This window comes from Streptomyces sp. NBC_01288 (genome assembly GCF_035982055.1).
Classification (GTDB): Bacteria; Actinomycetota; Actinomycetes; order Streptomycetales; family Streptomycetaceae; genus Streptomyces.
Genome location: NZ_CP108427.1, coordinates 7,779,038 through 7,803,543, shown reverse-complemented (window position 1 = coordinate 7,803,543; position 24,506 = coordinate 7,779,038). Strand labels below are relative to the sequence as shown.

The 24,506-nt window shown below is 70.0% G+C and carries 21 protein-coding genes; 11 read left to right on the top strand and 10 right to left on the bottom strand.

The genetic code is table 11. The features are described 5' to 3' along the window. Window positions 1-2: 2 nt before the first annotated feature. A complete protein-coding gene (locus tag OG194_RS35220) occupies window positions 3-773 on the bottom strand; it encodes an SDR family oxidoreductase (RefSeq protein ID WP_327404807.1) in 771 nt (256 codons plus the stop codon). Between the two features lie 115 nt (window positions 774-888). Here OG194_RS35220 and OG194_RS35215 point away from each other — a divergent pair, with 115 nt between their 5' ends. Genes OG194_RS35215 through OG194_RS35190 form a run of 6 tightly spaced genes read left to right on the top strand, consistent with a single transcriptional unit; the run spans window position 889 to window position 4,881 of the window. Then, window positions 889-1,656, top strand: coding sequence for an enoyl-CoA hydratase family protein (locus tag OG194_RS35215; protein WP_327404806.1), 768 nt, complete (start codon window positions 889-891; stop codon window positions 1,654-1,656). Further along, window positions 1,657-2,505, top strand: coding sequence for a CoA transferase subunit A (locus OG194_RS35210; RefSeq protein WP_327404805.1), 849 nt, complete (start codon window positions 1,657-1,659; stop codon window positions 2,503-2,505). Beyond that, window positions 2,505-3,263 (top strand): CoA-transferase subunit beta, encoded by a 759-nt coding sequence (locus OG194_RS35205; RefSeq protein ID WP_327404804.1) that lies wholly within the window; start codon window positions 2,505-2,507, stop codon window positions 3,261-3,263. Before OG194_RS35210 ends, OG194_RS35205 begins: the two co-directional genes overlap by 1 nt. Then, window positions 3,263-4,315, top strand: coding sequence for an NAD(P)H-dependent flavin oxidoreductase (locus OG194_RS35200; RefSeq protein WP_327404803.1), 1,053 nt, complete (start codon window positions 3,263-3,265; stop codon window positions 4,313-4,315). Before OG194_RS35205 ends, OG194_RS35200 begins: the two co-directional genes overlap by 1 nt. A gap of 33 nt (window positions 4,316-4,348) precedes the next feature. Continuing rightward, window positions 4,349-4,615 carry a type II toxin-antitoxin system Phd/YefM family antitoxin gene (locus tag OG194_RS35195; RefSeq protein WP_327404802.1) on the top strand — a complete coding sequence of 89 codons (267 nt, stop codon included), beginning with the start codon at window positions 4,349-4,351 and terminating at the stop codon, window positions 4,613-4,615. Then, window positions 4,612-4,881: a type II toxin-antitoxin system RelE family toxin gene (locus OG194_RS35190; RefSeq protein ID WP_327404801.1), complete on the top strand. Its 270-nt coding sequence runs from the start codon at window positions 4,612-4,614 to the stop codon at window positions 4,879-4,881. Before OG194_RS35195 ends, OG194_RS35190 begins: the two co-directional genes overlap by 4 nt. A gap of 29 nt (window positions 4,882-4,910) precedes the next feature. Here the strand turns inward: OG194_RS35190 and OG194_RS35185 are convergent, their stop codons facing one another. From OG194_RS35185 to OG194_RS35175, 3 genes are read right to left on the bottom strand one after another with little or no spacing between them, the layout of a single operon-like run. Continuing rightward, window positions 4,911-6,068 (bottom strand): acetyl-CoA C-acetyltransferase, encoded by a 1,158-nt coding sequence (locus tag OG194_RS35185; RefSeq protein ID WP_327404800.1) that lies wholly within the window; start codon window positions 6,066-6,068, stop codon window positions 4,911-4,913. A 26-nt stretch (window positions 6,069-6,094) separates the two neighbouring features. Next, entirely contained in the window at window positions 6,095-6,706 is a 612-nt protein-coding gene (locus tag OG194_RS35180) for a TetR/AcrR family transcriptional regulator (RefSeq protein WP_019062253.1), read from the bottom strand. Between the two features lie 39 nt (window positions 6,707-6,745). Further along, window positions 6,746-7,534 carry an SDR family oxidoreductase gene (locus tag OG194_RS35175; protein WP_327404799.1) on the bottom strand — a complete coding sequence of 263 codons (789 nt, stop codon included), beginning with the start codon at window positions 7,532-7,534 and terminating at the stop codon, window positions 6,746-6,748. 49 nt (window positions 7,535-7,583) lie between these two features. Between OG194_RS35175 and OG194_RS35170 the strand changes: the two genes are divergently transcribed. Then, the gene (locus OG194_RS35170) at window positions 7,584-8,723 is read left to right on the top strand and encodes an acyl-CoA dehydrogenase family protein (RefSeq protein WP_327404798.1); all 1,140 of its coding nucleotides are present in this window, start codon (window positions 7,584-7,586) and stop codon (window positions 8,721-8,723) included. Continuing rightward, on the top strand, window positions 8,723-9,922 hold the full coding sequence (locus OG194_RS35165) for an acyl-CoA dehydrogenase family protein (protein WP_327404797.1): 1,200 nt from the start codon (window positions 8,723-8,725) through the stop codon (window positions 9,920-9,922). Before OG194_RS35170 ends, OG194_RS35165 begins: the two co-directional genes overlap by 1 nt. Here OG194_RS35165 and qcrB read toward each other — a convergent pair. From qcrB to OG194_RS35150, 3 genes are read right to left on the bottom strand one after another with little or no spacing between them, the layout of a single operon-like run. Continuing rightward, window positions 9,897-11,546: a cytochrome bc1 complex cytochrome b subunit gene (gene qcrB, locus OG194_RS35160; RefSeq protein WP_327404796.1), complete on the bottom strand. Its 1,650-nt coding sequence runs from the start codon at window positions 11,544-11,546 to the stop codon at window positions 9,897-9,899. The genes OG194_RS35165 and qcrB overlap by 26 nt on opposite strands. Before the next feature lie 53 nt (window positions 11,547-11,599). Next, entirely contained in the window at window positions 11,600-12,172 is a 573-nt protein-coding gene (locus OG194_RS35155; protein WP_327404795.1) for a HutD/Ves family protein, read from the bottom strand. Then, complete coding sequence (locus OG194_RS35150; RefSeq protein ID WP_327404794.1) at window positions 12,169-12,888, bottom strand: vWA domain-containing protein; 720 nt, start codon at window positions 12,886-12,888, stop codon at window positions 12,169-12,171. Before OG194_RS35150 ends, OG194_RS35155 begins: the two co-directional genes overlap by 4 nt. Window positions 12,889-13,004: 116 nt before the next feature. On the opposite strand from OG194_RS35150, the gene OG194_RS35145 reads away from it, so the two are divergent. Next, window positions 13,005-13,841: a chitosanase gene (locus OG194_RS35145; protein ID WP_327404793.1), complete on the top strand. Its 837-nt coding sequence runs from the start codon at window positions 13,005-13,007 to the stop codon at window positions 13,839-13,841. Between the two features lie 144 nt (window positions 13,842-13,985). Here the strand turns inward: OG194_RS35145 and OG194_RS35140 are convergent, their stop codons facing one another. The 3 genes from OG194_RS35140 to OG194_RS35130 form a co-directional block, all read right to left on the bottom strand. Next, window positions 13,986-15,449: a glutamate synthase subunit beta gene (locus OG194_RS35140; RefSeq protein WP_327404792.1), complete on the bottom strand. Its 1,464-nt coding sequence runs from the start codon at window positions 15,447-15,449 to the stop codon at window positions 13,986-13,988. Beyond that, complete coding sequence (gltB, locus tag OG194_RS35135; protein WP_327404791.1) at window positions 15,442-20,037, bottom strand: glutamate synthase large subunit; 4,596 nt, start codon at window positions 20,035-20,037, stop codon at window positions 15,442-15,444. The genes OG194_RS35140 and gltB overlap by 8 nt, the downstream gene beginning before the upstream one ends. A gap of 365 nt (window positions 20,038-20,402) precedes the next feature. After that, window positions 20,403-21,134, bottom strand: a complete 732-nt coding sequence (locus OG194_RS35130) for a VIT1/CCC1 transporter family protein (protein WP_327404790.1) — start codon at window positions 21,132-21,134, stop codon at window positions 20,403-20,405. A 314-nt stretch (window positions 21,135-21,448) separates the two neighbouring features. Between OG194_RS35130 and OG194_RS35125 the strand changes: the two genes are divergently transcribed. Together OG194_RS35125 and OG194_RS35120 are read left to right on the top strand one after the other, a co-directional pair. After that, window positions 21,449-22,558, top strand: a complete 1,110-nt coding sequence (locus tag OG194_RS35125) for an ADP-ribosylglycohydrolase family protein (RefSeq protein WP_327404789.1) — start codon at window positions 21,449-21,451, stop codon at window positions 22,556-22,558. 614 nt (window positions 22,559-23,172) lie between these two features. Beyond that, entirely contained in the window at window positions 23,173-24,501 is a 1,329-nt protein-coding gene (locus OG194_RS35120) for an ADP-ribosylglycohydrolase family protein (protein WP_442811818.1), read from the top strand. The last annotated feature ends 5 nt before the right edge of the window (window positions 24,502-24,506 follow it).

The following is a 24,506-nucleotide window of genomic DNA, read 5'->3' as shown; positions in this document are numbered from 1 at the left end:
GATCACCCTTCAACTCGCTTCCCCTTGTTGGCAGTTGCCGCGTCGAGGAACGCCGGTCGTTCCCCGCCCCCGTGGACCAGAAGGCTCGCCCCGCTGATGTAGGCGGCGGAGGGGGAGGCCAGGAAGACCGCCGCCGCGCCGATGTCGGAGGGGGCAGCGAGCCGGCCTAGCGGAACGGTTCGGGAGACGGCCTCGATGGCGTCCTCGTCGCCGTAGTGGAGGTGGGCCAGCTCCGTGCGGACCATGCCGACGACGAGCGTGTTGACCCGGATGTCCGGCGCCCACTCCACCGCCATCGAACGGGCCAGGTTCTCCAGACCGGCCTTGGCCGCCCCGTACGCCGCCGAACCGGGCGAGGGCCGGCTGCCGCTGACGCTGCCGATCATCACGACCGAGCCCTTGGCCCGCTTGAGGTGTTCGTACGCGGCGAGGGACGCGGTGAGCGGGGCGAGGAGGTTCAACTCGATGATCCGCGCGTGGCGTTCGGCCTCCGCGTCGACGAGTGGGCGGTACGGTGCGCCGCCCGCGTTGTTGACGAGGACGTCGAGTCGGGGCAGCGCGGCGAAGAACTCCCGTACGGCGTCCGGGTCGCGGAGGTCGAGGGGCCTGAACTCCGTTCCCTTGACGGGGTTTTCGGGCGGTCTGCGCGCGCAGGTCAGCACCTCGGCACCGGCCTCGGCGAAAGCCCGTGCGATACCGGCGCCGACGCCTCGGGTGCCGCCGGTGACAAGGACGGTTCTGCCGGCGAGCGGGGCGTCGCGCGAGTTGTCCACAGGGCGATCGTCGGCAGGGTGGTTGTCCACAGGGCCTCCCGCTCGGATTCTCCGGCTGCTAGCTTCGAAGCCTCGCACCTAACAAATGTTTGGTGGAAAGGTAGCTGATGCATCCATGGGTGTCTCCACCTCGACCTCGACAAAGGGGCCCGATAAAAAAGGCATCGCCGTCGTCACGGTCGACTACCCACCGGTGAACGCGTTGCCGGTGGACGGCTGGTTCGCCCTGGCCGACGCCGTGCGCACGGCCGGGCGCGACCCCGATGTGCGCTGTGTGGTGCTGGCGGCCGAGGGACGGGGTTTCAACGCGGGCGTGGACATCAAGGAGATACAGGCGCGGGGGCGGTCGGCCCTGGTCGGGGTGAACCGGGGCTGTTTCGAGGCGTTCGCGGCGGTGTACGAGTGCGAGGTGCCGGTCGTCGCGGCGGTGCAGGGTTTCTGTCTGGGCGGGGGCATCGGGCTGGTCGGCAACGCGGACGTGATCGTGGCGAGCGAGGACGCCACCTTCGGCCTGCCCGAGCTGGACCGGGGCGCACTGGGCGCCGCCACGCACCTGGCCCGGCTGGTCCCCCAGCACCTGATGCGTGCCCTGTACTACACCTCGCGCACGGCGACGGCGGCCGAGCTGCACGCGCACGGCTCGGTGTGGCGGGTCGTACCGTGCGCCGAACTCCTGCCCGCAGCGCTGGAGTTGGCGGCCGAGATAGCCGCCAAGGACGGCGAGCTGATCCGCCTCGCCAAGTCCGCGATCAACGGCATCGACCCCGTCGACGTCCGCCGCAGCTACCGCTACGAACAGGGCTTCACCTACGAGGCCAACGTCAGCGGGGTGGCCGACCGGGTCCGCGACACGTTCGGCTCATCGGAGAGGAAGGAGGCGTAGGTGACCGACAAGACGATGACGGCCGACGAGGTCGTCGCCCGGCTGCACAGCGGCATGACCCTCGGCATCGGCGGCTGGGGCTCGCGCCGCAAACCCATGGCCCTGGTACGGGCGTTGCTCCGCTCGGACCTCACCGACCTCACCGTCGTCTCCTACGGCGGCCCGGACGTCGGCATGCTCGCGGCGGCCGGCCGCATCCGCAAGCTGGTGGCCGCCTTCGTCACCCTCGACTCGATCCCCCTCGAACCGCATTACCGCGCGTCACGCGAGAACGGAGCCTTCGAGCTGATGGAGGTCGACGAGGGCATGTTCATGTGGGGCCTGCGCGCCGCCGCGAACCGGCTGCCGTTCCTGCCGGTGCGCGCGGGGATCGGTTCGGACGTGATGCGGGTCAACCCCGGCCTGCGGACGGTCACTTCGCCGTACGACGACGGGGAGACGTTCGTCGCGATGCCCGCGCTGCGGCTGGACGCGGCCCTGGTCCACGTCAACCGCGCCGACCGGCTGGGCAACGGGCAGTACCTGGGCCCGGACCCGTACTTCGACGACCTGTTCTGCGAGGCGGCGGACGCGGCCTATGTCTCCTGCGAACGGATCGTTGACACGGCCGAGTTGACGAAGGAGGCACCTCCGCAGTCCCTGCTCGTCAAGCGGCTGAGCGTGACCGGAGTCGTCGAGGCCCCGGGCGGCGCCCACTTCACCTCATCCGCTCCCGACCACGGCAGGGACGAGGCCTTCCAGCGGATGTACGCGACGACACCCTGGGCGGAGTTCTCCGAGCGCTTCCTGGCCGGTGACGAACAGGCCTATGAGTCGGCGGTGCGGAACTGGCAGGAGGAGCAAGGGTGATGGACGTATCGCGTAGCGACGTACCGCGTACGGACGTACGGCGTGCCGAGTACTGCGTGATCGCCTGTGCGGAGGCGTGGCGTGACTCCGGGGAGATCCTGGCCAGCCCGATGGGGTTCATCCCCTCCGTCGGCGCGCGGCTGGCCCGGCTCACCTTCGCGCCGGATCTCCTGCTGACCGACGGCGAGGCGATGCTGATCCGTCCGGACGGGACACCGGAGGGCTGGTTGCCGTACCGGCAGCATCTGGCCCTGGTGTCCGGGGGGCGGCGGCACGTGATGATGGGCGCGAGTCAGATCGACCGGTACGGCAACCAGAACATCTCGTGCGTCGGCGACTGGGCGCGGCCGAAGCGGCAGTTGCTCGGGGTGCGCGGGGCGCCGATCAACACGCTGAACAATCCGACCAGTTACTGGATACCTCGACACTCACCCCGGGTGTTCGTGGAGAAGGTCGACATGGTGTGCGGGGTGGGGTACGACCGGGTCGCCGAGCACCCGGGGACGGCCCGCTTCCACCGCATCCCCCGGGTCGTCTCCGACCTCGGTGTCTTCGACTTCGCGACCCCCGACCACTCGATGCGGCTGGCCTCGCTGCATCCGGGGGTGAGTGTGGAGCAGGTGCGGGAGGCGACGGGCTTCGAACTCGTCATCCCGGACGATGTGCCGTCGACCCGCGAACCCACTCCGGACGAGTTGCGGCTGATCCGTGAAGTGATCGACCCGGCCGACACCCGGTTCAGAGAAGTGGGTTCGTGATGGAGACCGCGTTGACCCGGCTGGTCGGGGTCCGGCATCCGATCGTGCAGACGGGCATGGGCTGGGTGGCGGGACCCCGCCTGGTGTCGGCCACGGCGAACGCGGGCGCGCTGGGCATCCTCGCCTCCGCGACCATGACCACCGACCGGCTCCGGGACGCGGTCCGCGAGGTCAAGTCCCGTACGCGGGAGCCGTTCGGGGTCAATCTGCGCGCGGACGCGACCGACGCCGGCGACCGGGTGCGGATCATCATCGAGGAGGGTGTACGGGTCGCGTCCTTCGCGCTCGCGCCGTCCGCCGAGCTGATCGCCGAGTTGAAGGAGGCGGGGGTCGTCGTGATCCCGTCGATCGGGGCGCGGCGGCACGCGGAGAAGGTCGCGGCGTGGGGCGCGGACGCGGTGATCGTGCAGGGCGGGGAGGGCGGCGGGCACACCGGGGAGGTGGCGACGACGGTGTTGTTGCCGCAGGTCGTGGACGCGGTGGACATACCGGTCATCGCGGCCGGCGGCTTCTTCGACGGGCGGGGCCTGGTCGCGGCCCTCGCCTACGGGGCGGCGGGCGTCGCCATGGGCACCCGCTTCCTCCTCACCTCGGACTCGACGGTCCCGGACGCGGTGAAGGCGGCCTATCTGGCGGCGACGGTCAAGGACGTCACGGTCACGAGGGCGGTCGACGGCCTCCCGCACCGCATGCTCCGCACCGAACTGGTCGACACCCTGGAGAACTCCGGCCGCACGAGAACCCTGTTCCAGGCGATACACCGGGCAGCGGGCTTCCGCCGACTGTCCGGACTGACCTGGCGCCGGATGATCCGCGACGGCCTGGCCATGAAGCACGGAAAGGAGCTGACCTGGAGCCAGGTGCTGCTCGCCGCGAACACACCGATGCTGCTCAAGGCGTCGATGGTGGACGGCCGGACGGACCTCGGGGTGATGGCGTCCGGGCAGGTCGCCGGGGTGATCGAGGATCTGCCGTCGTGCGCGGAGCTGGTGGCGCGGGTGATGAAGCAGGCCGACGAGGTGCTGTGGGCGCTGGTGCGGGCTGACGCCTGACCGAGTGTACACACCTCTGTGTACACTCGAAGCATGTCAGAGGCCATGAACATCCGAGAAGCCCGCGCCGGACTCTCCGGAATCCTCAGCAAGGCGGAGGCAGGCGAAGCCACCGTCATCACACGCAACGGCACGCCGGTCGCGGCGCTGGTGCCCATGTCCGAATACGACGCGCTTGAGGAAGCCGCAGACGAACTGCTGGCCCGGGAGGCACGCCAGCATCTGGACGAGCCGACGGTGAGCATGGCGGAGGTCCTCGCCGACCTGTTCAGCGAGGATTCGGGGCAGGGCACCGCGTGAAGTACGCGTTCCGTTTCACAGCCACAGCTCAACGGCAGCTCCGAACCGTCGACCGCACCAGCGCCATGCGAATCCTGACCGCGCTCACACAGCTTGGCGACGATCCGTACCGCGACGACGCCGACGTGAAGAAGCTCTCCGGCCACGACGGCTTGTATCGGCTCCAAGTCGGCGACTTCCGCGTGGCCTACCGCATCGACGACGGACAGCTGATCATTCTCGTCGTCAAAGTCGGCAACCGTCGCGACGTTTACCGCTCGCTCTGATCACTCGGGCCCACGACGCGCCCCGCACCTCACAGCCGTTCGATGATCGTCACGTTGGCCTGGCCGCCTCCCTCGCACATGGTCTGGAGGCCGAAGCGGCCGCCGGTGCGCTCCAGTTCGTGCAGGAGGGTGGTCATGAGCTTGACGCCGGTCGCGCCGAGGGGGTGGCCGAGGGCGATCGCGCCGCCGTTGACGTTGACCTTCTCCGGATCCGCGCCCGTCTCCTTCAGCCAGGCGAGGACGACGGGTGCGAAGGCCTCGTTGATCTCGACGAGGTCGATGGCGTCGATGGAGAGGCCGGTCTTCTTCAGGGCGTGGGCGGTGGCCGGGATGGGGGCCGAGAGCATGCGGATGGGGTCCTCGCCCCGGACGGAGAGGTGGTGGACGCGGGCGCGGGGCGTCAACCCGTGTTCGCGTACCGCCCGTTCCGAGGCGAGCAGCATCGCCGCCGCGCCGTCGGACACCTGGGAGGAGCACGCGGCCGTGATGGTGCCGCCGTCGACGACCGGTTTCAGGCCGGCCATCTTCTCCAGCGAGGTGTCGCGGCGCGGGCCCTCGTCGACCGCGACCGAGCCGTAGGCGACCGTCTCGCGTTCGAAGCGGCCCTCGTCGATCGCGCGCAGGGCACGCCGGTGCGAGCGGAGGGCGAACTCCTCCTGGTCCTGCCTGCTGATGCCCCACTTCGCGGCGATCATCTCGGCCCCGGCGAACTGGTTGACGGGCCGCGTCCCGTACCGCGCGCGCCAGCCCTCGCTGCCCGCGAAGGGGCCGTCGGTGAGGCCGAGCGGTTCGGCGGCCTGGCGGGAGGCGAAGGCGATGGGGATGAGGGACATGTTCTGGACGCCGCCCGCGACGACCAGGTCCTGCGTGCCGGACAGCACGCCCTGTGCGGCGAAGTGCACGGCCTGCTGCGAGGACCCGCACTGCCGGTCCACCGTCACGCCCGGCACCTCCTCGGGCAGCCCGGCCGCCAGCCAGGCGGTCCGCGCGATGTCCCCGGCCTGCGGCCCCACCGCGTCCAGGCACCCGAAGACGACGTCCTCGACGGCGGCGGGATCGATCCCCGAGCGCGCGACCAGTTCCTTGAGCACATGCGCCCCGAGGTCGGCCGGATGCACCCCGCTCAGCCCGCCCCGGCGCCGCCCGACGGGCGTACGGACCGCTTCGACGATATAGGCCTCGGCCATGTCAACTCCCCATACAGACCCGTGAGTTACGTGCGTACGGCGATCCCGTCCAGCACCATCGACAGGTACTGCCGGGCGATCTCCTCGGCGCTGTGCTGGCCGCCCGGCCGGTACCAGGACGCGGCGACCCACACCGTGTCCCGGACGAACCGGTAGGTGAGCCGGACGTCGAGGTCGGCCCGGAAGACCTGGGCGGCGACCCCGCGTTCCAGCGTGGACAGCCACGCCTTCTCGAACTTGCGCTGCGACTCGGCGAGGAACGCGAACCGCTCCTGCGCGACCAGGTGCTTGCTCTCCTTCTGGTAGATCGCAACGGCGGCGCGGTGCCGGTCGATCTCCCGGAACGACTCGGTGACCAGGGCCTCAAGCGTCTCCCGCGGGCTCAACTCGGCGTCCAGGACGGTGTCGTAGCCGCCCCAGAGTTCGTCGAGGAAGGTCCGCAGGATCTCCTCCAGCATCGATTCCTTGGAGTCGAAGTGGTAGTAGAGGCTGCCCGCGAGCATGCCCGCGTGGTCGGCGATCTTCCGTACGGTGGTGGCGTTGTACCCCTGTTCGGCGAAGACCTCGGCCGCCGTGTCGAGGAGTTCACGACGGCGGGCCGGAGCGGCGGTCACCGGGGGTTTCTTCTTGGTCGGCACGCCACCATTGTCGTGCCAGAGCCTTGGTCCCTCGCGCCGTTACGCATGCTGACTGCTCACGGAGACGACCTCGCCGGTCATGTACGAGGAGTAGTCCGAGGCCAGGAACACGATCACGTTGGCCACCTCCCAGGGCTCCGCGTACCGCCCGAAGGCCTCGCGCGCGGTGAGTTCGGTCAGCAGCTCGGGCGTCGTCACCTTCACCAGGTGCGGGTGCATGGCGAGGCTCGGCGAGACCGCGTTGATCCGCACCCCGTACCCGGCGGCCTCGATCGCCGCGCACCGGGTCAGCGCCATCACGCCCGCCTTGGCCGCCGCGTAGTGCGCCTGCCCGGCCTGGGCACGCCAGCCGACGACGGAGGCGTTGTTGACGATCACCCCGCCACCGCTCTCGCGCATCGCGCGCAGGGCCGCCCGGGTGCACCGGAACGTGCCGTTCAAGGTCACGTCCAGCACCCTCGACCACTGCTCGTCGGTCATGTCGACGAGGTCCGAAGTGCCGCCCAGGCCAGCGTTGTTGACGACGACGTCCAGCCTCCCGTGCACAGCGACGGCCGCGTCGAACAACCCCTGCACCTGGGCCTCGTCAGTCACATCGCACGGCAGCGCGGCGACCGACTCCGACCCGAACTCCCCGGCCAGCTCGGCCTCGTACTCCTTCAGCCGTCGCGTGTGCGCGTCGCTGATCAGCACCCGCGCACCCTCCTGAAGGAAGCGGCGCGCGGTGGCCCCGCCGATGCCCGCGCCGGCGGCGGCGGTGACAACGGCGGTGCGCCCCTTCAGCAGCCCGTGCCCGGGGACGTATGCCGGACTCTCGACGCCTGTCATACCGCCACGCTAACCTACCAAACACTTGTTAGGGAAGGATGGGCGGTCAATGGACCTGGACTTCACGCCCGACCAGGAGGCGTTCCGCGCCGAGGCCCGCGCCTGGCTGGACGCACACGTGCCGGCCGTCCCGCTCCCCTCCCTGGAAACGGCCGAGGGCTTCGCCGCGCACCGCGTCTGGGAGGCCCAACTCGCCGCGGACCGTTGGTCGGTGGTGTCCTGGCCGGAGGAGTACGGCGGCCGGGGCGTGGACATCGTGCGGTGGCTGGTCTTCGAGGAGGAGTACTACGCGGCGGGCGCACCGGGCCGCGTCGGCCAGAACGGCATCAACCTGCTCGCCCCGACCCTCTTCGACCACGGCACACACGAGCAACGCGCGCGCGTACTACCGCCGATGGCCACCGGCGAGGTGGTGTGGGCACAGGCGTGGTCGGAGCCGGAGGCGGGTTCTGACCTCGCGTCCCTCACCTCGCGGGCGGTGCGCACAGGCGGGGGCTGGCTGCTGAGCGGCCAGAAGACCTGGTCATCGCGGGCGGCCTTCGCGGACCGCGCCTTCGGCCTGTTCCGCAGCGAGCAGAACGCCCCGAAGCCCCACCAGGGCCTGACCTACCTGATGTTCGACCTGCGCGCACCCGGCGTCACGGTCCGCCCGATCGGCCGCCTCGACGGCAGACCGGCGTTCGCGGAGCTGTTCCTGGACGAGGTGTTCGTCCCCGACGAGGACGTGATCGGCGAGCCGGGCCAGGGGTGGCGGGTCGCCATGTCGACCGCGGGAAACGAACGCGGGCTCACCCTCCGCTCCCCCGGCCGCTTCCTCGCCGCCGCCGACCGCCTCCTCAACCTCTGGCGTGCGCAAGGGAGTTCGCAGGCCGCACGGGACCAGGTGGCCGACGCGGTGATCGGCGCCCGCGCCTACCAGCTCTTCACCTACGCCAACGCCTCCCGCTTCCTCGACGGCGAGTCCATCGGCCCCGAGTCCAGCATCAACAAGGTCTTCTGGTCCGAGTACGACATCGCGCTGCACGAGACGGCTCTCGAACTGCTGGGTGAAGAGGGCGAGTTGACGGACACGGACTGGTCCGAGGGCTATGTCTTCTCCCTCGCGGGCCCCATCTACGCCGGTACGAACGAGATCCAGCGCGACATCATCGCCGAGCGCCTGCTCGGCCTGCCGAAGGGCCGCCGCTGATGCGCTTCCTCCTCGACCCCGAACAGCGGGCGTTCGCCGACTCGTTGAACGCGATGCTGACGGCGGCGGACACTCCGTCGGTCGTACGGTCCTGGAGCCGCGGCGAGCATGCGAGCGGGCGGGCGCTGTGGCGCCGTATCGCGGGGGCGGGGGTGTTCGCCCTCGCGGTGCCCGAGGCCTACGAGGGCCTGGGTCCCCGGCCCGTCGAACTCGCCGTGGCGTTCGTGGAGTTGGGGCGGCACGCGGTTCCGGGACCGTTGGTGGAGACGGTCGCGGCGGCGGCGCTGCTGACCGCCCTGGACGACTCGGCCCCGGCCAAGCGGCTGTTGCCCGCGCTGGCCTCCGGCGAGTCGACGGCGACGCTGGCGACGGGGCGGTACGCGCTGGACGCGGACATCGCGGACGTACGGCTGACGGCCTGGGCGGCGCGGGGCCCGATGGGACAGGCCGCGGCAGAGACGGTCGTAGAAGCTGAGGCGGCGGACCGATCGGCGTCCAGAGAAAACACGTCGACGTCCGGGGCAGGCGCGTCGACGTCCGAGGCAGGCGCGTCGGCGGCGGAGTCGCGGCTCGCCTGCCCGCCCGGTGACGCACTCCCGCCCGGTGACGCACCCCCGGCGGCCGAGTTGCGGCTCGCTCCCCCGCCCGGCCGCGCGCCCTCGACGGCCGGGCCGCACGCGTCTCTCGACCCCGCCCGCCGTCTCTTCCCCACCCCCACCGGCGGTGAACTCCTCGCTGTCGGCCCGCACGTGGCCGCCGCCGTCGCCCACGCCCTCACCTGGGCCCGCCTGGCCACCGCCGCCCAAGCCCTCGGCGTCGGGCTCGCGTTGCTCGACAGGACCGTGGCCTACGTCAAGCAGCGCACCCAATTCGGGGTCCCCATCGGCTCGTTCCAGGCGGTCAAGCATCAACTGGCCGATGCGAAGATCGCGTTGGAGTTCGCGCGCCCGCTGCTCTTCGGCGCCGCGCTCACCATGACGGAGTCGGACGTGGCCGCGGCCAAGGTCACGGCGTGCGAGGCGGCGTACAGGACCGCGCGTACGGCGCTTCAGCTGCACGGCGCGATCGGTTACACCGCCGAGTACGACCTGTCGCTGTGGCTGACCAAGGCACGTGCCCTGCGCACGAGTTGGGGCAGCCCGGGCGAGTGCCGGGCCGCGGTGCTCAACAGCCTCAGTGGTGATGGTCGCCGCTCGTGAGTTCCTTGTACTCCTCCGCCGTCGGCTTCGGGATGCGGGCCTCGGGGCCGAACATCGCCTTGGCCAGCCGGGCGCGTACCCGCTGACCGCCCTTGACCTGTCGCTCGACGCCGTTCGCGTCGACGAGCGGGCCGATCGCGTACGGCGGTTCCTGTTCGTGCTGGGTGAGCCTGAACCGCTCGTCCGGGGTGAGGGGTTCGTGGACCTCGACGTACTCGCCGTGCGGCAGCATCTTGATGAGGCCGGACTCGCGGCCGTGCAACACCTTGTCGCGGTCCCGGCGTTGGAGCCCGAGGCAGACCCGCTTGGTGATCAGGAACGCGGCCACCGGCATGACGAAGAAGGAGACCCGCACGAACCAGGTGATCGCGTTGATGGAGAGATTCAAATGCGTGGCCACTACGTCGTTGCCGCCGCCGATCAGCAACACCGCGTAGAGGCTGAGCCAGGCGACCCCGAGCCCGGTGCGCACGGGCATGTTGCGCGGCCGGTCCAGGATGTGGTGTTCGCGTCTGTCGCCGGTGATCCAGGCCTCGATGAAGGGGTAGGCGCCGATGGCGGCGAGGATCAGCGGGAAGAGCGTGAAGGGGATGAAGACGCCCAACTCCAGTGTGTGGCCCCAGGCGTTGAGCTCCCACCCGGGCATGACCCGGATCAGCCCCTCGGAGAAGCCGAGGTACCAGTCGGGCTGTGCGCCGGTCGTCACCAGGTCCGGCCGGTACGGCCCGAACGCCCACACGGGGTTGATGCTGGCGATCCCGCCCATGATCGCGAGGACACCGAAGACGAGGAAGAAGAAGCCGCCGGCCTTGGCCATGTAGACCGGCAGGAACGGCATGCCGACCACGGACTTCTGGTTGTGTCCGGGCCCGGGGTACATGGTGTGCTTGTGGTAGAAGACCAGGATCAGGTGCGCGACCACCAGGCCCAGCATGATCCCCGGCAGCAGCAGGACATGGACCGGGAAGAGCCGCGAGATGATGTCGTGCCCCGGGAACTCCCCGCCGAACAGGAACATCGACATGTACGTACCGACGATCGGCACGGACAGGATCGCGCCGTCCGCGAAGCGGATGCCGGTGCCGGACAGCAGGTCGTCGGGGAGCGAGTAGCCGGTCAGGCCGGTGATGATGCCGAGGAACAACAGGGTCCAGCCGAACACCCAGTTGATCTCGCGCGGCTTGCGGTACGCGCCGGTGAAGAACACCCGCATCATGTGGATGAGCATGCCGGCGATGAAGACGACGGCCGCCCAGTGGTGGATCTGCCGGATCAGCAGCCCGCCGCGCACGTCGAAGCTGATGTCGAGCGTGGACTCGAAAGCCCGGGTCATCGGGATGCCGTTCAACGGCGCGTAGGAACCGTGGTAGATGACCTCGACGCCGCTCGGCTCGAAGAACAGGGTGAGGTAGACGCCGGTCAGGATCAGGATGATGAAGCTGTAGAGGCAGATCTCGCCCAGCATGAAGGACCAGTGGTCCGGGAAGACCTTGCGCATATTGGACTTGGCGATCGCGTACAGCCCGAGCCGCCCGTCGGCCCAGTCGGCGAGCTTCTCCCCTTTTCCGGCCGCGTCGGGCCGTCCGGCACCCACCGCTCCCTTCACCGATCGTGCGCCGTCCATACGTTGGCCGCCCTCCCCGTCGGATCACCCCACAGGGTGCCACGAGGTCCCGGCTAAGCCAACGGTGCGTCAGCGGGCAATGGCAGCCCGATCACGGCGGTACGTCCCCGGGCGTGGAGCACCGCCTCCTCATCGCCCAACTGCACGGCGTCGTAAGGCCCGAGGGCCAGCCCGGCCACCTCTGCGGTCCCGTCGAGCGCCACGACCAGAGCGCCCGCGCGCAGGGGCAGCCGCCCTCGGACGACAGCCACCGTAGGAACAGCAGTCGTAGAACCCGCGCAGCCCCGGCGCCACATCACGTTGAGGTTGACGACCGGCCCGTCCAGCAGTCGGCAGTCGGTCGGTACGTCGCCTCTGAAGTCCCTTGGTACGTAACGGGTGTTGACCAGCCACCGTTCGCCGCCCACCGTCAGATCCATGCCCGCGCCCTCGACGACGGTCAGGGTGCGATCGACGTCGGGAAAGGCCGAGAACGGTCCGTCCGCCGCGACCTCGGCCAGGCTCACCCGCCACGCGAAGGCGTCCATGCCCGAGCCTTCGGGCCACGCGGCGATCTCCCTCGTCACACCGCCACCGTTCTTCCAGGGCACGGCAGTTCGGGCCGAGGCGGGCAGGGTGCGGATCACTGGACGAACCGCCGCTCCCGTGCCGCCGCCAGCCACTGCGGGAACTCGCCCACGAGCCGGTCGTAGAGTTCCGCGTCGGACATCTTCAGCGGGTCCGAACCGGCGTGGAAGAAGCCCGCGTTGTCGATCTCCCGCTTCTGCGGCACCGCCAACTCGTCCAGTTTGCGCAGGAATTCGAACTGCTTGCTCTTCGCGTCGCCGAACCCGACGAACTGCCAGAACATCGGGAGCTTCGCCGCCTTGCACAAGTACCGTTCCGCGGCGAGCTTGTTGATCGGGCCGCCGTCGGTCTGGAAGACGACGAGGGCGGGGTCCTTGGCGCCGCTGTCGAGGTAGTGGTCGATGACGGCGTCCATGGCGAGGTGGTAGCTGGTCTTGCCCATGTGCCCGAGCCCGGCGACGATCCGTTCGATCCGGCCCTGGTGGTCGGCGAGGGCGATGTCCGTGACGGCGTCGACGTCGGTCGAGAAGAATATGACCGGCACGGTCCCGTCGTCGTCGAGGTGTGCCGACAGGCCCAACACCCGGTCGGCGAGCGCCTGCACGCTGCCGTCCTTGTAGTACGGCTTCATGGAGCCCGAGTAGTCGACCACGAGATATACGGCGGCCCGCTGCCCGTCCAGGCCGTGCTTGCGCAGCGAGACTCCGGCGCTCTTGTACAGGCTGACCAGCGCGGGCGCGGTCTCCTCGACCTTGCTGAGCGAGATCGCGGCCACGGGGGCTCCCTTCGGATCACGGCGAAAGGATCGAGGTTACGGCACGGAGGTCAGGCATTCGCAATGTCCCCCCAACCCCCGGAATAAGGGACGTAACCGCACTTACGCTGGGCCCCATGAAACGCGCCGGCGTCCTGATGCTCGCCGCCGTGCCCGTCGCCATAGCCGCGACGGCCTACGGCCTCTCACCCAGTACCCACACCGACCCGCGGCCCACGCAGCCGTCCGCCGCGACCGAACGCAGAGCGCCCGAGGGCCTGGCCGCGCCGGCCATGAAGAACCTCGCGCAGAAGCTGGTGGCCAGCGCCGAGAACTCCACCCTCAACTGGCGCAGCGCGTACGGCTATGTACAGGACATCGGCGACGGACAAGGCTACACCGCGGGCATCATCGGCTTCTGCACCGGCACCCACGACCTGCTCGTCCTGGTCGAGCGCTACACCGCGGCCCACCTCGACAACGGCCTCGCCCGCTACCTCCCCGCCCTGCGCAAGGTCGACGGCACGGCCTCCCACGAGGGCCTGGACCCCGGCTTCCAGGCCGCCTGGCGCGCCGAGGCGAAGGTCCCCGCCTTCCAGGCGGCGCAGGACACGGAGCGCGACCGCATCTACTTCGACCCGGCGGTCAGCACCGCCAAGCGCGACGGCCTGGGCCCGCTCGGCCAGTTCATCTACTACGACGCGATCGTCTTCCACGGCCCCGGCACGGACGGCTTCTACGGCATCCGGGAACGTGCGATGCGGCAGGCCAAGACCCCGGCCGAAGGCGGCTCCGAGAAGGCCTACTTGAGCGCCTTCCTCGACGTCCGCCGCGCCACCATGCGGGCCAAGCATCCCGGCATCGACACCACCCGCATCGACACGGCCCAGCGGAAGTTCCTGGAGGAGGGGAACCTGGAGCTGCGGACGCCGTTGGTGTGGAAGGTGTACGGGGAGACGTACAAGGTGCCGTAGGAAGGCGGGAGTTGGGCCCGGACATATGGCGACGCCTGCCGGGTCCGGTCGGGGACAAGGCAGGCGCCGTCTCGTGCTCCGCACGCCTTTGTGCGGACGTCTTTTGATGAACCGTCAGACGGCGAACCGTCGGACCGTGAACCGTCAGACCATCAATGCCCGGTCCGTCGGCCGGATCGGCGCAGGCAGTTCGCTGGCGCCGGTCAGGAAGCGGTCGACTCCGCGTGCGGCCGAGCGGCCCTCCGCGATCGCCCAGACGATGAGGGACTGGCCGCGGCCCGCGTCACCGGCGACGAAGACGCCGGGGACGTTGGTCTGGAAGTCGGCGTCGCGGGCGATGTTGCCGCGCTCGTCGAGGCCCAGGGCGAACTGGTCGACCAGGCCGTTCTCGCGGTCGGGGCCGGTGAACCCCATGGCCAGCGTGACCAGTTGGGCGGGGATCTTGCGCTCGGTGCCCGGCTTCTGGGTCAGCTTGCCCTCGACGAACTCGACCTCGACGAGGTGCAGCCACTGGACGTTGCCGTCCTCGTCGCCCTCGAAGTGGGTGGTGTTGACGGAGTAGACCCGCTCACCGCCCTCCTCGTGCGCGGAGGTCACCTTGTAGAGCATCGGGAAGGTCGGCCAGGGCTGCGCGACCGCGTTCCGCTCGTCGCCCGGGCGGGGCATGATCTCCAACTGCGTGACGGACGCGGCCCCTTGGCGGTGTGCCGTACCGACGCAGTCCGCGCCGGTGTCGCCGCCGCCGATGACGACGACGTGCTTGCCCTCGGCCGAGATCGGGGCGGTGACGTAGTCGCCTTCCTGGACCTTGTTCGAGAGGGGCAGGTACTCCATCGCCTGGTAGACGCCGGTCAACTCCCGTCCGGGGACGGGGAGATCACGCGCGGTGGTGGAGCCTGCGGCGATGACGACGGCGTCGTAGCGCTTGCGCAGGTCGGTGGCCTTGAGGTCGCGGCCGATCTCGATGCCGGTGCGGAAGCGGGTGCCCTCCGCGCGCATCTGCTCGATACGGCGGTTGATGTGCCGCTTCTCCATCTTGAACTCGGGGATGCCGTACCGGAGTAGGCCCCCGATGCGGTCCGCGCGCTCGTAGACGGCGACGGTGTGGCCCGCCCGCGTGAGCTGCTGGGCGGCGGCGAGGCCGGCCGGGCCCGAGCCGATGACCGCGACGGTCTTGCCGGAGAGGCGCTCGGGAGCCTGCGGGGCGACGTCGCCCGTCTCCCACGCCTTGTCGATGATGGAGACCTCGACGTTCTTGATGGTGACCGGCGGCTGGTTGATGCCCAGCACACAGGCCGCCTCGCACGGCGCGGGGCACAACCGCCCGGTGAACTCAGGGAAGTTGTTCGTGGCGTGCAGACGCTCCGACGCGGCCGTCCAGTCCTCGCGGTAGGCGTAGTCGTTCCACTCGGGGATGAGGTTCCCCAGCGGACAGCCGTTGTGGCAGAACGGGATGCCGCAGTCCATGCACCGGCCGGCCTGCTTGCCGATGATCGGCAGCAGCGAACCGGGGACGTAGACCTCGTTCCAGTCCTTGAGACGGACGTCCACGGGGCGGGACTTGGCGACCTCGCGCCCGTGGTTCAGAAAGCCCTTCGGGTCAGCCATTGATCGCCGCCTCCATCATCTTCTCGGTGATCTCAGTCTCGGAGAGACCCGCTCGCTCGGCGGCGTCCTTGGCGGCGAGCACTGCCTTGTACGCACTGGGGATGATCTTGCTGAAGCGCTCCACGGACACGGTCCACTCGGCGAGCAGCTTCTCGGCGACCGTGGAAGCGGTCTCCTCGGCGTGCCGGCGCACCACGTCGTGCAGCCACTGCTTGTCGTCCTCGTCCAACTCGTGGACGGCACCCGCGTTTCCGACGTTGACGTTGTCGGGGTTCAGGTCGATGACGTAGGCGATGCCGCCGGACATGCCCGCCGCGAAGTTGCGGCCGGTCTCACCCAGGACGACCGCCCGGCCGCCGGTCATGTACTCGCAGCCGTGGTCGCCCACGCCCTCGGAGACCACGGTGGCACCGGAGTTGCGGACACAGAACCGCTCACCGGTACGCCCGCGCAGGAACAGCTCGCCGCCGGTCGCGCCGTAGGCGATGGTGTTGCCCGCGATGGTGGAGAACTCGGCGAGGTGGTCGGCGCCCCGGTCGGGGCGGACGATGACCCGGCCGCCCGAAAGGCCCTTGCCCACATAGTCGTTGGCGTCGCCCTCCAGGCGCAGCGTGACACCGCGCGGGAGGAAGGCGCCGAAGGACTGGCCCGCCGAGCCGGTGAAGGTGATGTCGATGGTGTCGTCGGGCAGGCCCGCGCCGCCGAACTTCTTCGTCACCTCGTGGCCGAGCATGGTGCCGACCGTGCGGTTGATGTTGCGGATCGCGACCTGTGCGCGGACCGGCTGGGCGTCGGTGGCGCTGGACGCGGCGAGGGCGTCGGCGGCGAGCTTGATCAGCTCGTTGTCGAGCGCCTTCTCCAGGCCGTGGTCCTGCTTGATGACCTGGTGGAGGGCTGCGCCGTCCGGGAGTTCGGGGACGTAGAAGAGGGGGGCCAGGTCGAGGCCCTGCGCCTTCCAGTGGTCCACGGCCCGCTCGACGTCGAGCGTTCCGGCCTTGCCGACGGCTTCCTCGATGGTGCGGAAGCCCAGCTCGGCGAGGATCTCGCGGACCTCTTCGGCGATGAACTGGAAGAAGTTCACGACGTATTCGGCCTTGCCGGCGAACCGGTCGCGCAGCACCGGGTTCTGCGTGGCGATGCCGACCGGGCAGGTGTCGAGGTGGCAGACGCGCATCATGACGCAGCCGGAGACGACGAGCGGCGCGGTCGCGAAACCGAACTCCTCGGCGCCGAGCAGCGCGGCGATGACGACGTCACGGCCGGTCTTGAGCTGGCCGTCGGTCTGGACGACGATGCGGTCGCGAAGTCCGTTGAGAAGCAAGGTCTGTTGGGTCTCGGCGAGGCCCAACTCCCAAGGTCCACCCGCGTGCTTCAAAGAAGTAAGAGGGGAAGCACCCGTACCGCCGTCGTGGCCGGAGATGAGGACGACGTCCGCGTGCGCCTTGGAGACACCCGCGGCGACCGTGCCGACACCGACCTCGGAGACCAGCTTCACGTGGATCCGCGCCTGCGGGTTCGCGTTCTTCAGGTCGTGGATCAGCTGGGCGAGGTCCTCGATGGAGTAGATGTCGTGGTGCGGCGGCGGCGAGATGAGACCGACACCGGGGGTGCTGTGCCGGGTCTTGGCGACCCAGGGATAGACCTTGTGGCCGGGCAGCTGGCCGCCCTCGCCGGGCTTGGCGCCCTGGGCCATCTTGATCTGGATGTCCTCCGCGTTGACCAGGTACTCGGAGGTGACGCCGAAGCGGCCGGAGGCGACCTGCTTGATGGCGCTGCGCCGGGCCGGGTCGTAGAGCCGGTCCGCGTCCTCGCCGCCCTCACCGGTGTTGGACTTGCCGCCCAGCTGGTTCATGGCGATGGCGAGGGTCTCGTGCGCCTCCAGGGAGATGGAGCCGTACGACATGGCGCCGGTGGAGAAGCGCTTGACGATCTCGGAGACGGGCTCGACCTCGTCGATGGAGATCGGTTCACGGCCGCTCTTGAAGCCGAAAAGCCCGCGCAGGGTCATCAGCCGCTCGGACTGCTCGTTCACGCGGTCCGTGTACTTCTTGAAGATGTCGTAGCGGTTGGTGCGCGTCGAGTGCTGGAGGCGGAAGACCGTCTCCGGGTCGAACAGGTGCGGCTCGCCCTCGCGGCGCCACTGGTACTCGCCGCCTATGTCGAGGGCGCGGTGCGCGGGCGCGATGCCGCTCGCGGGGTACGCCTTCGCGTGCCGGGCGGAGACCTCCTTGGCGATGACGTCGATGCCGACGCCGCCGATCTTGGTGGCCGTACCGCTGAAGTAGCTGTTGACGAACCGCTCGTCCAGGCCGACCGCTTCGAAGACCTGGGCGCCCCGGTAGGAGGCGACGGTCGAGATGCCCATCTTGGACATGACCTTGAGGACGCCCTTGCCGAGCGCGTAGATCAGGTTGCGGATGGCCTGCTCGGCCTCGATGTCGGTGAGGAAGGTGCCCGCGCGGACGAGGTCCTCGACGGACTCCATCGCGAGGTACGGGTTGACGGCCGCGGCACCGAAGCCGATGAGCAGGGCGACGTGGTGGACCTCGCGAACGTCACCGGCCTCCACCAGCAGACCCACCTGGGTGCGCTGCTTGGTGCGGATGAGGTGGTGGTGAACGGCGGCGGTGAGCAGCAGCGAGGGGATCGGCGCGTGCTCGGCGTCGGAGTGCCGGTCCGAGAGGACGATCAGGCGGGCGCCGTTCTCGATCGCGGCGTCGGCCTCGGTGCAGATCTCGGCGAGGCGGGCGGCGAGGGAGTCGCCGCCGCCGGAGACCCGGTACAGGCCGGAGAGGGTCGCGGCCTTCATGCCGGGCATGTCGCCGTCGGCGTTGATGTGGATGAGCTTGGCCAGCTCGTCGTTGTCGATCACCGGGAAGGGCAGGGTGACGCTACGACAGGAAGCGGCCGTCGGCTCCAGCAGGTTGCTCGCGGGTCCGAGGGACGAGCGCAACGAAGTCACGAGCTCTTCGCGGATCGCGTCCAGCGGCGGGTTGGTGACCTGCGCGAACAGCTGGGTGAAGTAGTCGAAGAGCAGCCGCGGGCGGGCGGAGAGCGCGGCGATCGGCGAGTCGGTGCCCATCGAACCGATGGGCTCGGCACCGGCCTTGGCCATCGGCGCGAGGATGACGCGCAGCTCCTCCTCGGTGTAGCCGAAGGTCTGCTGGCGGCGGGTGACCGAGGCGTGGGTGTGCACGATGTGCTCACGCTCGGGCAGGTCGGACAGCTCGATCTCACCGGCTTCGAGCCAGTCGGCGTACGGCTTCTCGGCGGCGAGGCCGGCCTTGATCTCGTCGTCCTCGATGATGCGGTGCTCGGCGGTGTCCACGAGGAACATGCGGCCGGGCTGGAGGCGGCCCTTGCGGACGACCTTCGCGGGGTCGATGTCGAGGACGCCGACCTCGGAGCCGAGGACGACGAGACCCTCGTCGGTGACCCAGTAGCGGCCGGGGCGCAGGCCGTTGCGGTCGAGGACCGCGCCGACCTGGGTGCCGTCGGTGAAGGTCACGCAGGCCGGGCCGTCCCAGGGCTCCATCATCGTGGCGTGGAACTGGTAGAAGGCGCGGCGGGCCGGGTCCATGGAGTCGTGGTTCTCCCACGCCTCCGGGATCATCATCAGCACGGAGTGCGGCAGCGACCGCCCACCGAGGTGGAGAAGTTCCAGCACCTCGTCGAAGGACGCGGAGTCGGAGGCCTCGGGCGTGCAGATCGGGAAGATCCGGTCGATCTTCTCCTGGTCGCCGAAGAGGTCGGAGGCGATCTGGGACTCGCGGGCCGCCATCCAGTTGCGGTTGCCCTTGACCGTGTTGATCTCGCCGTTGTGCGCGACGAAGCGGTACGGGTGGGCGAGCGGCCACGACGGGAAGGTGTTCGTGGAGAACCGGGAGTGCACGAGCGAGATCGCGGAGGCGAAGCGCCGGTCGGACAGGTCCGGGAAGAAGGGCTCCAGCTGACCTGTGGTGAGCATGCCCTTGTAGACGATGGTCCGCGCGGACAGCGACGGGAAGTAGACGCCGGCCTCGCGCTCGGCGCGCTTGCGCAGCGCGAAGGCCTTGCGGTCGAGGTCGATGCCCTGGCTCTGCCCGTCGCTCACGAAGAGCTGACGGAACAGCGGCATGGTGGAGCGGGCCGTGGCGCCGAGGAGTTCGGGCGCGGTCGGAACCTCACGCCACCCGAGAACCGTGAGGCCTTCTTCTACGGCGATCGTCTCAACCTGCGAGACGATCGCGTCGGCGCCGTCCTCGGGCAGGAAGGCGATGCCGACCGCGTATCCACCGGCGGCGGGGAGGTCGAATCCGGCCACCTCGCGGAGGAAGGCGTCCGGCACCTGGGACAGGATGCCCGCGCCGTCGCCGGAGTCGGGCTCGGCACCCGTCGCACCGCGGTGCTCCAGGTTGCGCAGCACGGTGAGCGCCTGCTCGACCAGCGCGTGGCTCGCCTCGCCGGTGAGGGTGGCCACGAAGCCGACGCCACAGGCGTCGTGCTCGTTGCGGGGGTCGTACATACCCTGCGCGGCAGGGCGAGCATCCATGAAGGACCAGTTCTGGCCATTCGCGGTGTGCTGGGACGGCTGGCGCGGCGTACGCATCGGCTCTCCCGTCGTCGTCGTGGCATATGCGTGGGCATAGGGACGACGTTGGCCCTCTGCGAGTTAGCGCAAAATTTCGTGCAGGTTACATGATGGAGCGGTTCTCGGGAACCGGATACTCCGTTCCAACATGCGGACGCCACGGGGTCGCGGCGTAGCACCGCACAAGCGGTGAAGGTGAAGGGGACCAAAGCGGACAGATCGATGTCCGTCGGTCCAGGGCAGAGGGAGCGTCGTAGCCCATCCCGCGGGTGCGCCGCGAGCGTCATTGCCCACAGCGCTTACGGCTCATGCCCAGTGGTTAAGCGTTCGAAACCAGCGAGTAACGGCTACTTATGCGACCCAGCGCATAAGTGCGCGTCGAGCTATCCTACGACCGTTCCGAACAGGGTGCCCAGGGCGTACGTCACACCGGCCGCCGCACCCCCCAGCACGAGCTGCCGCAGCCCGCTGAACCACCAGGTCCGCGCGGTCACCCGGGCCACCACCGCACCGCACCCGAACAACCCGACGAGCGCGAGCAGCAGCGCCGGCCAGAGCGCGGTCGCCCCGAGCAGGAACGGCAGCAGGGGAAGCAGCGCCCCCAGCGCGAACGCCCCGAAGGACGAGACTGCGGCGACGAGCGGGGAGGGCAGATCGCCGGGATCGATCCCCAGCTCCTCCCGAGCGTGTATCTCAAGGGCCTGCTCGGGATCGCGCGAGAGCTGCCGGGCGACTTCACGGGCGAGCGCGGGCTCGACCCCACGGGACACGTACAGAGAGGCGAGCTCCCCTTCCTCATCCTCCGGGTGCCTGCGCAGCTCGCGCCGCTCGACCTCCAACTCGGCCTCGACCAGCTCGCATTGGGAGGCGACGGAGGTGTACTCGCCGGCCGCCATGGAGAAGGCGCCGGCGGCGAGCCCGGCCAGCCCGGTGATGACCACGGTCTGATGACTGACGGCACCACCGACGACACCGGTCATCAGGGCGAGGTTGGAGACGAGACCGTCCATGGCGCCGAACACCGCGGGGCGCAGCCAACCGCCGCTCACATCCCGGTGGGTGTGGTTGTCGCGGTGCGCCTCGTGGAGCGTCGCTTCGGTCTCGATGATGGCCATGCGGTGATCCCCCTGGAGGCTGAGAGTCAGCTGACGAATAGCCGACAAGCAGCTAAGGCGAGGCTAACTTTAGACAAGTTCCACTCTTTGACAACACTCAACATACGCTTTTCATTTCCCGCCCTCCAGCAAGGAAAGGCTGCGCTAACCTGCACCTTTACCCTCGAACGCTCATACGTGACAGTGACTGATCAGATGTCGACCGGGTGACGCTGCACTCCGTCAGGCTCTGCCGAAGGCCTCCCGTGGGAGACATCCGCAAAGGGTTCCGCGCCCTGAGGCGCCCTGAGGGAACCCCGTAGGAGAGGCCGCGTATGGCATCGATCGCCTGCATTCCCCCGGTCCCGGCGCCCAAGAACGCCACCGAACTCCGCGAACGAGCGCGCGGCGCGCTGCTCGGCCTCGCGGTAGGGGACGCCCTCGGGGCACCAGCAGAAAACATGAAGCCTTCGGAGATCCGCGCCCGTTGGGGCCGCATCACGGGCTACGTCGCGGAGAACCCGGCCGGCACGGACGACACGGAGTACGCGATCTTCTCCGGCCTCCTCCTCGCCCGCCACGGCTCGGCCCTCACGCCGACCCACGTAGAGGCGGCCTGGCACGAGTGGATCGCGGACCGGGACGAGGGCCCGTTCCGCGGAGCGGGCTTCAGCGAACGCGGCACCCTGGAGAACCTCCGCCGAGGCCTGGCCGCCCCCATCTCGGCCCAACACCGCCACGCCTGGAGCGACGGCCTGGCCATGCGCGCGGCCCCCTTCGGCGTCTTCGCGGCGGGCCGCCCGGCGGAGGCGGCCCGTCTCGTCGCGATCGACGGTTCGGTGAGTCACGACGGCGAGGGCATCTACGGCGGCCAGGCGGTCGCGGCGGGCGTGGCGGCGGCGATGGCGGGAGCCCCGACGATCGCGGTGGTCGCCTCCGCCCTGGCGGTGGTCCCCGACGACTCCTGGACGGCCCGCTCCCTACGCCGAGCGGTGGCGGTGGCCCACCGAGGCGAACGAGCGGTCCGCTCCGCGGTGGTCATCGGCGGCTACCCCTGGACCGACCTGGCCCCCGAGGCGGTGGCCCTCGCCTTCGGCGCATACGCGGCAGCGGACGGCGACTTCGTGGAGTCGGTCCTCACCGCGGTGAACATGGGGCGGGACGCGGATACGACGGCCGCGGTGGCGGGGGCGCTGGCAGGCGCGACCCGGGGCGCGTCATCGATCCCACCCGACTGGGCGTCGGCGATCGGCCCGGCACGGGGGAGCTGCCTACCGGCGATGGCCGGTCACCATGTGCTGGACATCGCGGAGTTGCTGGTTCCGGGGGAGGGCGGGAAGTGGGGCACGGGGGGCTTTGTCCGACGAGACCAGCGTGAGCGACGCAACCAACGGGATCAACGGGAGTACGTGCTGGCTGCGGATGAGGACGAGGTGCAGCTGTGAGGCGTGAGGAGAGCGGGGGCGACGGGGTGGCACCGGACGCGCAACGGATTGAACCCGCGTTCCCTGAGGGCGAGTTCACGCGACAGGGGCAACAACCCGCACCCGGTGTCCCGCTCCACCGGAAGCGGCTCCAACCCGCAGCGCCTGACGGCGAATCCGCCCTGCGGCAGCCACCTGCGGCCGCGGATGACGAACGCACTCCGCAGGGGCCACCCGCACCCGGCCCCCATCTCTACCCCAAACCGCTCCAACCCGCAGCCGCACACGGCGAGTTCACCCCGCAGGAACCACCCACGGCCGCCGACAGCGAATGCACCCCGCAAGGGCCACCCACCTCCGACTCCCGCCCCAGGCCGCTCCAACCCGCAGCCGCCGAAGGCAAGTCCGCCCCACAAGGACCACCCGCCTCCAGTCGCCCACTCCGCCCCAAGCCTCTCCAACCGACGGCCGCCGACAGCGAGTTCGCCCCGCGGGAGCAACCCGCGCCCGCCAACGGTGAACGCACCCCGCAGGAACCACACACCTCCGACTCCCGCCCCAGGCCGCTCCACCCCGCAGCCGCCAACGGCGAACGCACCTGGCCACCCACCTCCAGCCCTCGTCTCCACCCCAACCTGTTCCACCCCACGGCCGCCGAAGGCGAATCCGCCCCGCACGACCCGCCCGCATCCGCTTCCCACCTCAACGCACCCCACCCCACCCACCTCAACCGCACAGCCGCCGACGGCGATTTCGCCCCACAGGGGCCACCCGCACCCGACGACGAAAGTTGTACGGGCGGTGCGGGTGGGAACACCAAGGCCGATGGCGGAGCCGAGGCTGTTCGCAAGGCTCGCCGTATCGAGGGGCTGCTCCTCGGGCTGGCCGCAGGTGATGCCGCCGGCTGGCCCGCCGCAAGGCACCGCGCTGCTCGCATGCCCGAGTGGACCCGCCGCCTCACCCGCGAGCTGGACACCTTCGCCGAACAGAACGCGACCACCACCCTCCCCGTCCCCATCGCCCTGAACCAACCCCCCGAACCCCTACGCCTCGGGCCCTCCGACGACGCCGAATGGGCGGCGTTCGCCGCAGAAGCCGTACTGAGAGCCGGCGACGACACAGTCCTGGGCGACCTGAGCCGCGAGCGCCGCACCCGCGCCGCGATCGACCTCACCTGGAACGCCATCGCCAGCGAGGTCGCCGCCGCAGCGGACCGCGCCCCGGAGGTCGAGTCCGCCGTGCTCCCCCTCCGCGCCCGCATCTCGGTAAGGGCAGGCCTGGGAAACCTCGCGGCCGGCCTCCGCCCACCCGCCACCGGCCACGACAACCCCCACTACTTCGACGACGCGGCCTGCGTAAGAGCCTGCGTACTAGCGGTAGCGCACCCCGGCGACCCCCAACGCGCCGCCGCCCTCGCCGAGTTCGACGCCCACTACACCCAGGACGGCGACGGAGTCCACGGCGCCAGAGCCATGGCGGCGGCCCTCTCCCTCGCCCTGGTCGGCGCGGACGTGGACGAGTGCGTGGCAGCGGCCCTCGCCGAACTCCCCGAGGCCACGGAGATCGGCCGCAACGCCCGCCACGCCCTGAAGTTGGCCCAGGACAGCGACAACGCCTTCGCGCTGATCCCCCTCCTGGAACACCAGATCGTCGACCACGTCTACAGCTACGGCATCGCAGCCGCCGAAACAGTCCCCGTAGCCCTGGCCCTGGCAACAGCAGCCCGCGGCCGCATCGCGGAAGCGGTCCCCGCCGCGGCCTGCCTCTCCCGGGTCGCCGACTCGGCCCCGGCACTCGCAGGCGCCCTAACCGGAGCACTCAGCGGCGGCCAGGCGATCCCGTCGACCTGGCGGGACGCCTGCCGCACCCTCTCCGGCTGCGCACTCCCCCGCCTCACCGGCACGGACCTCGTAGAACTCGCCGAACTCCTGGAAGCCACACAACCGCCCCCACCAGGAGGATGATTCGG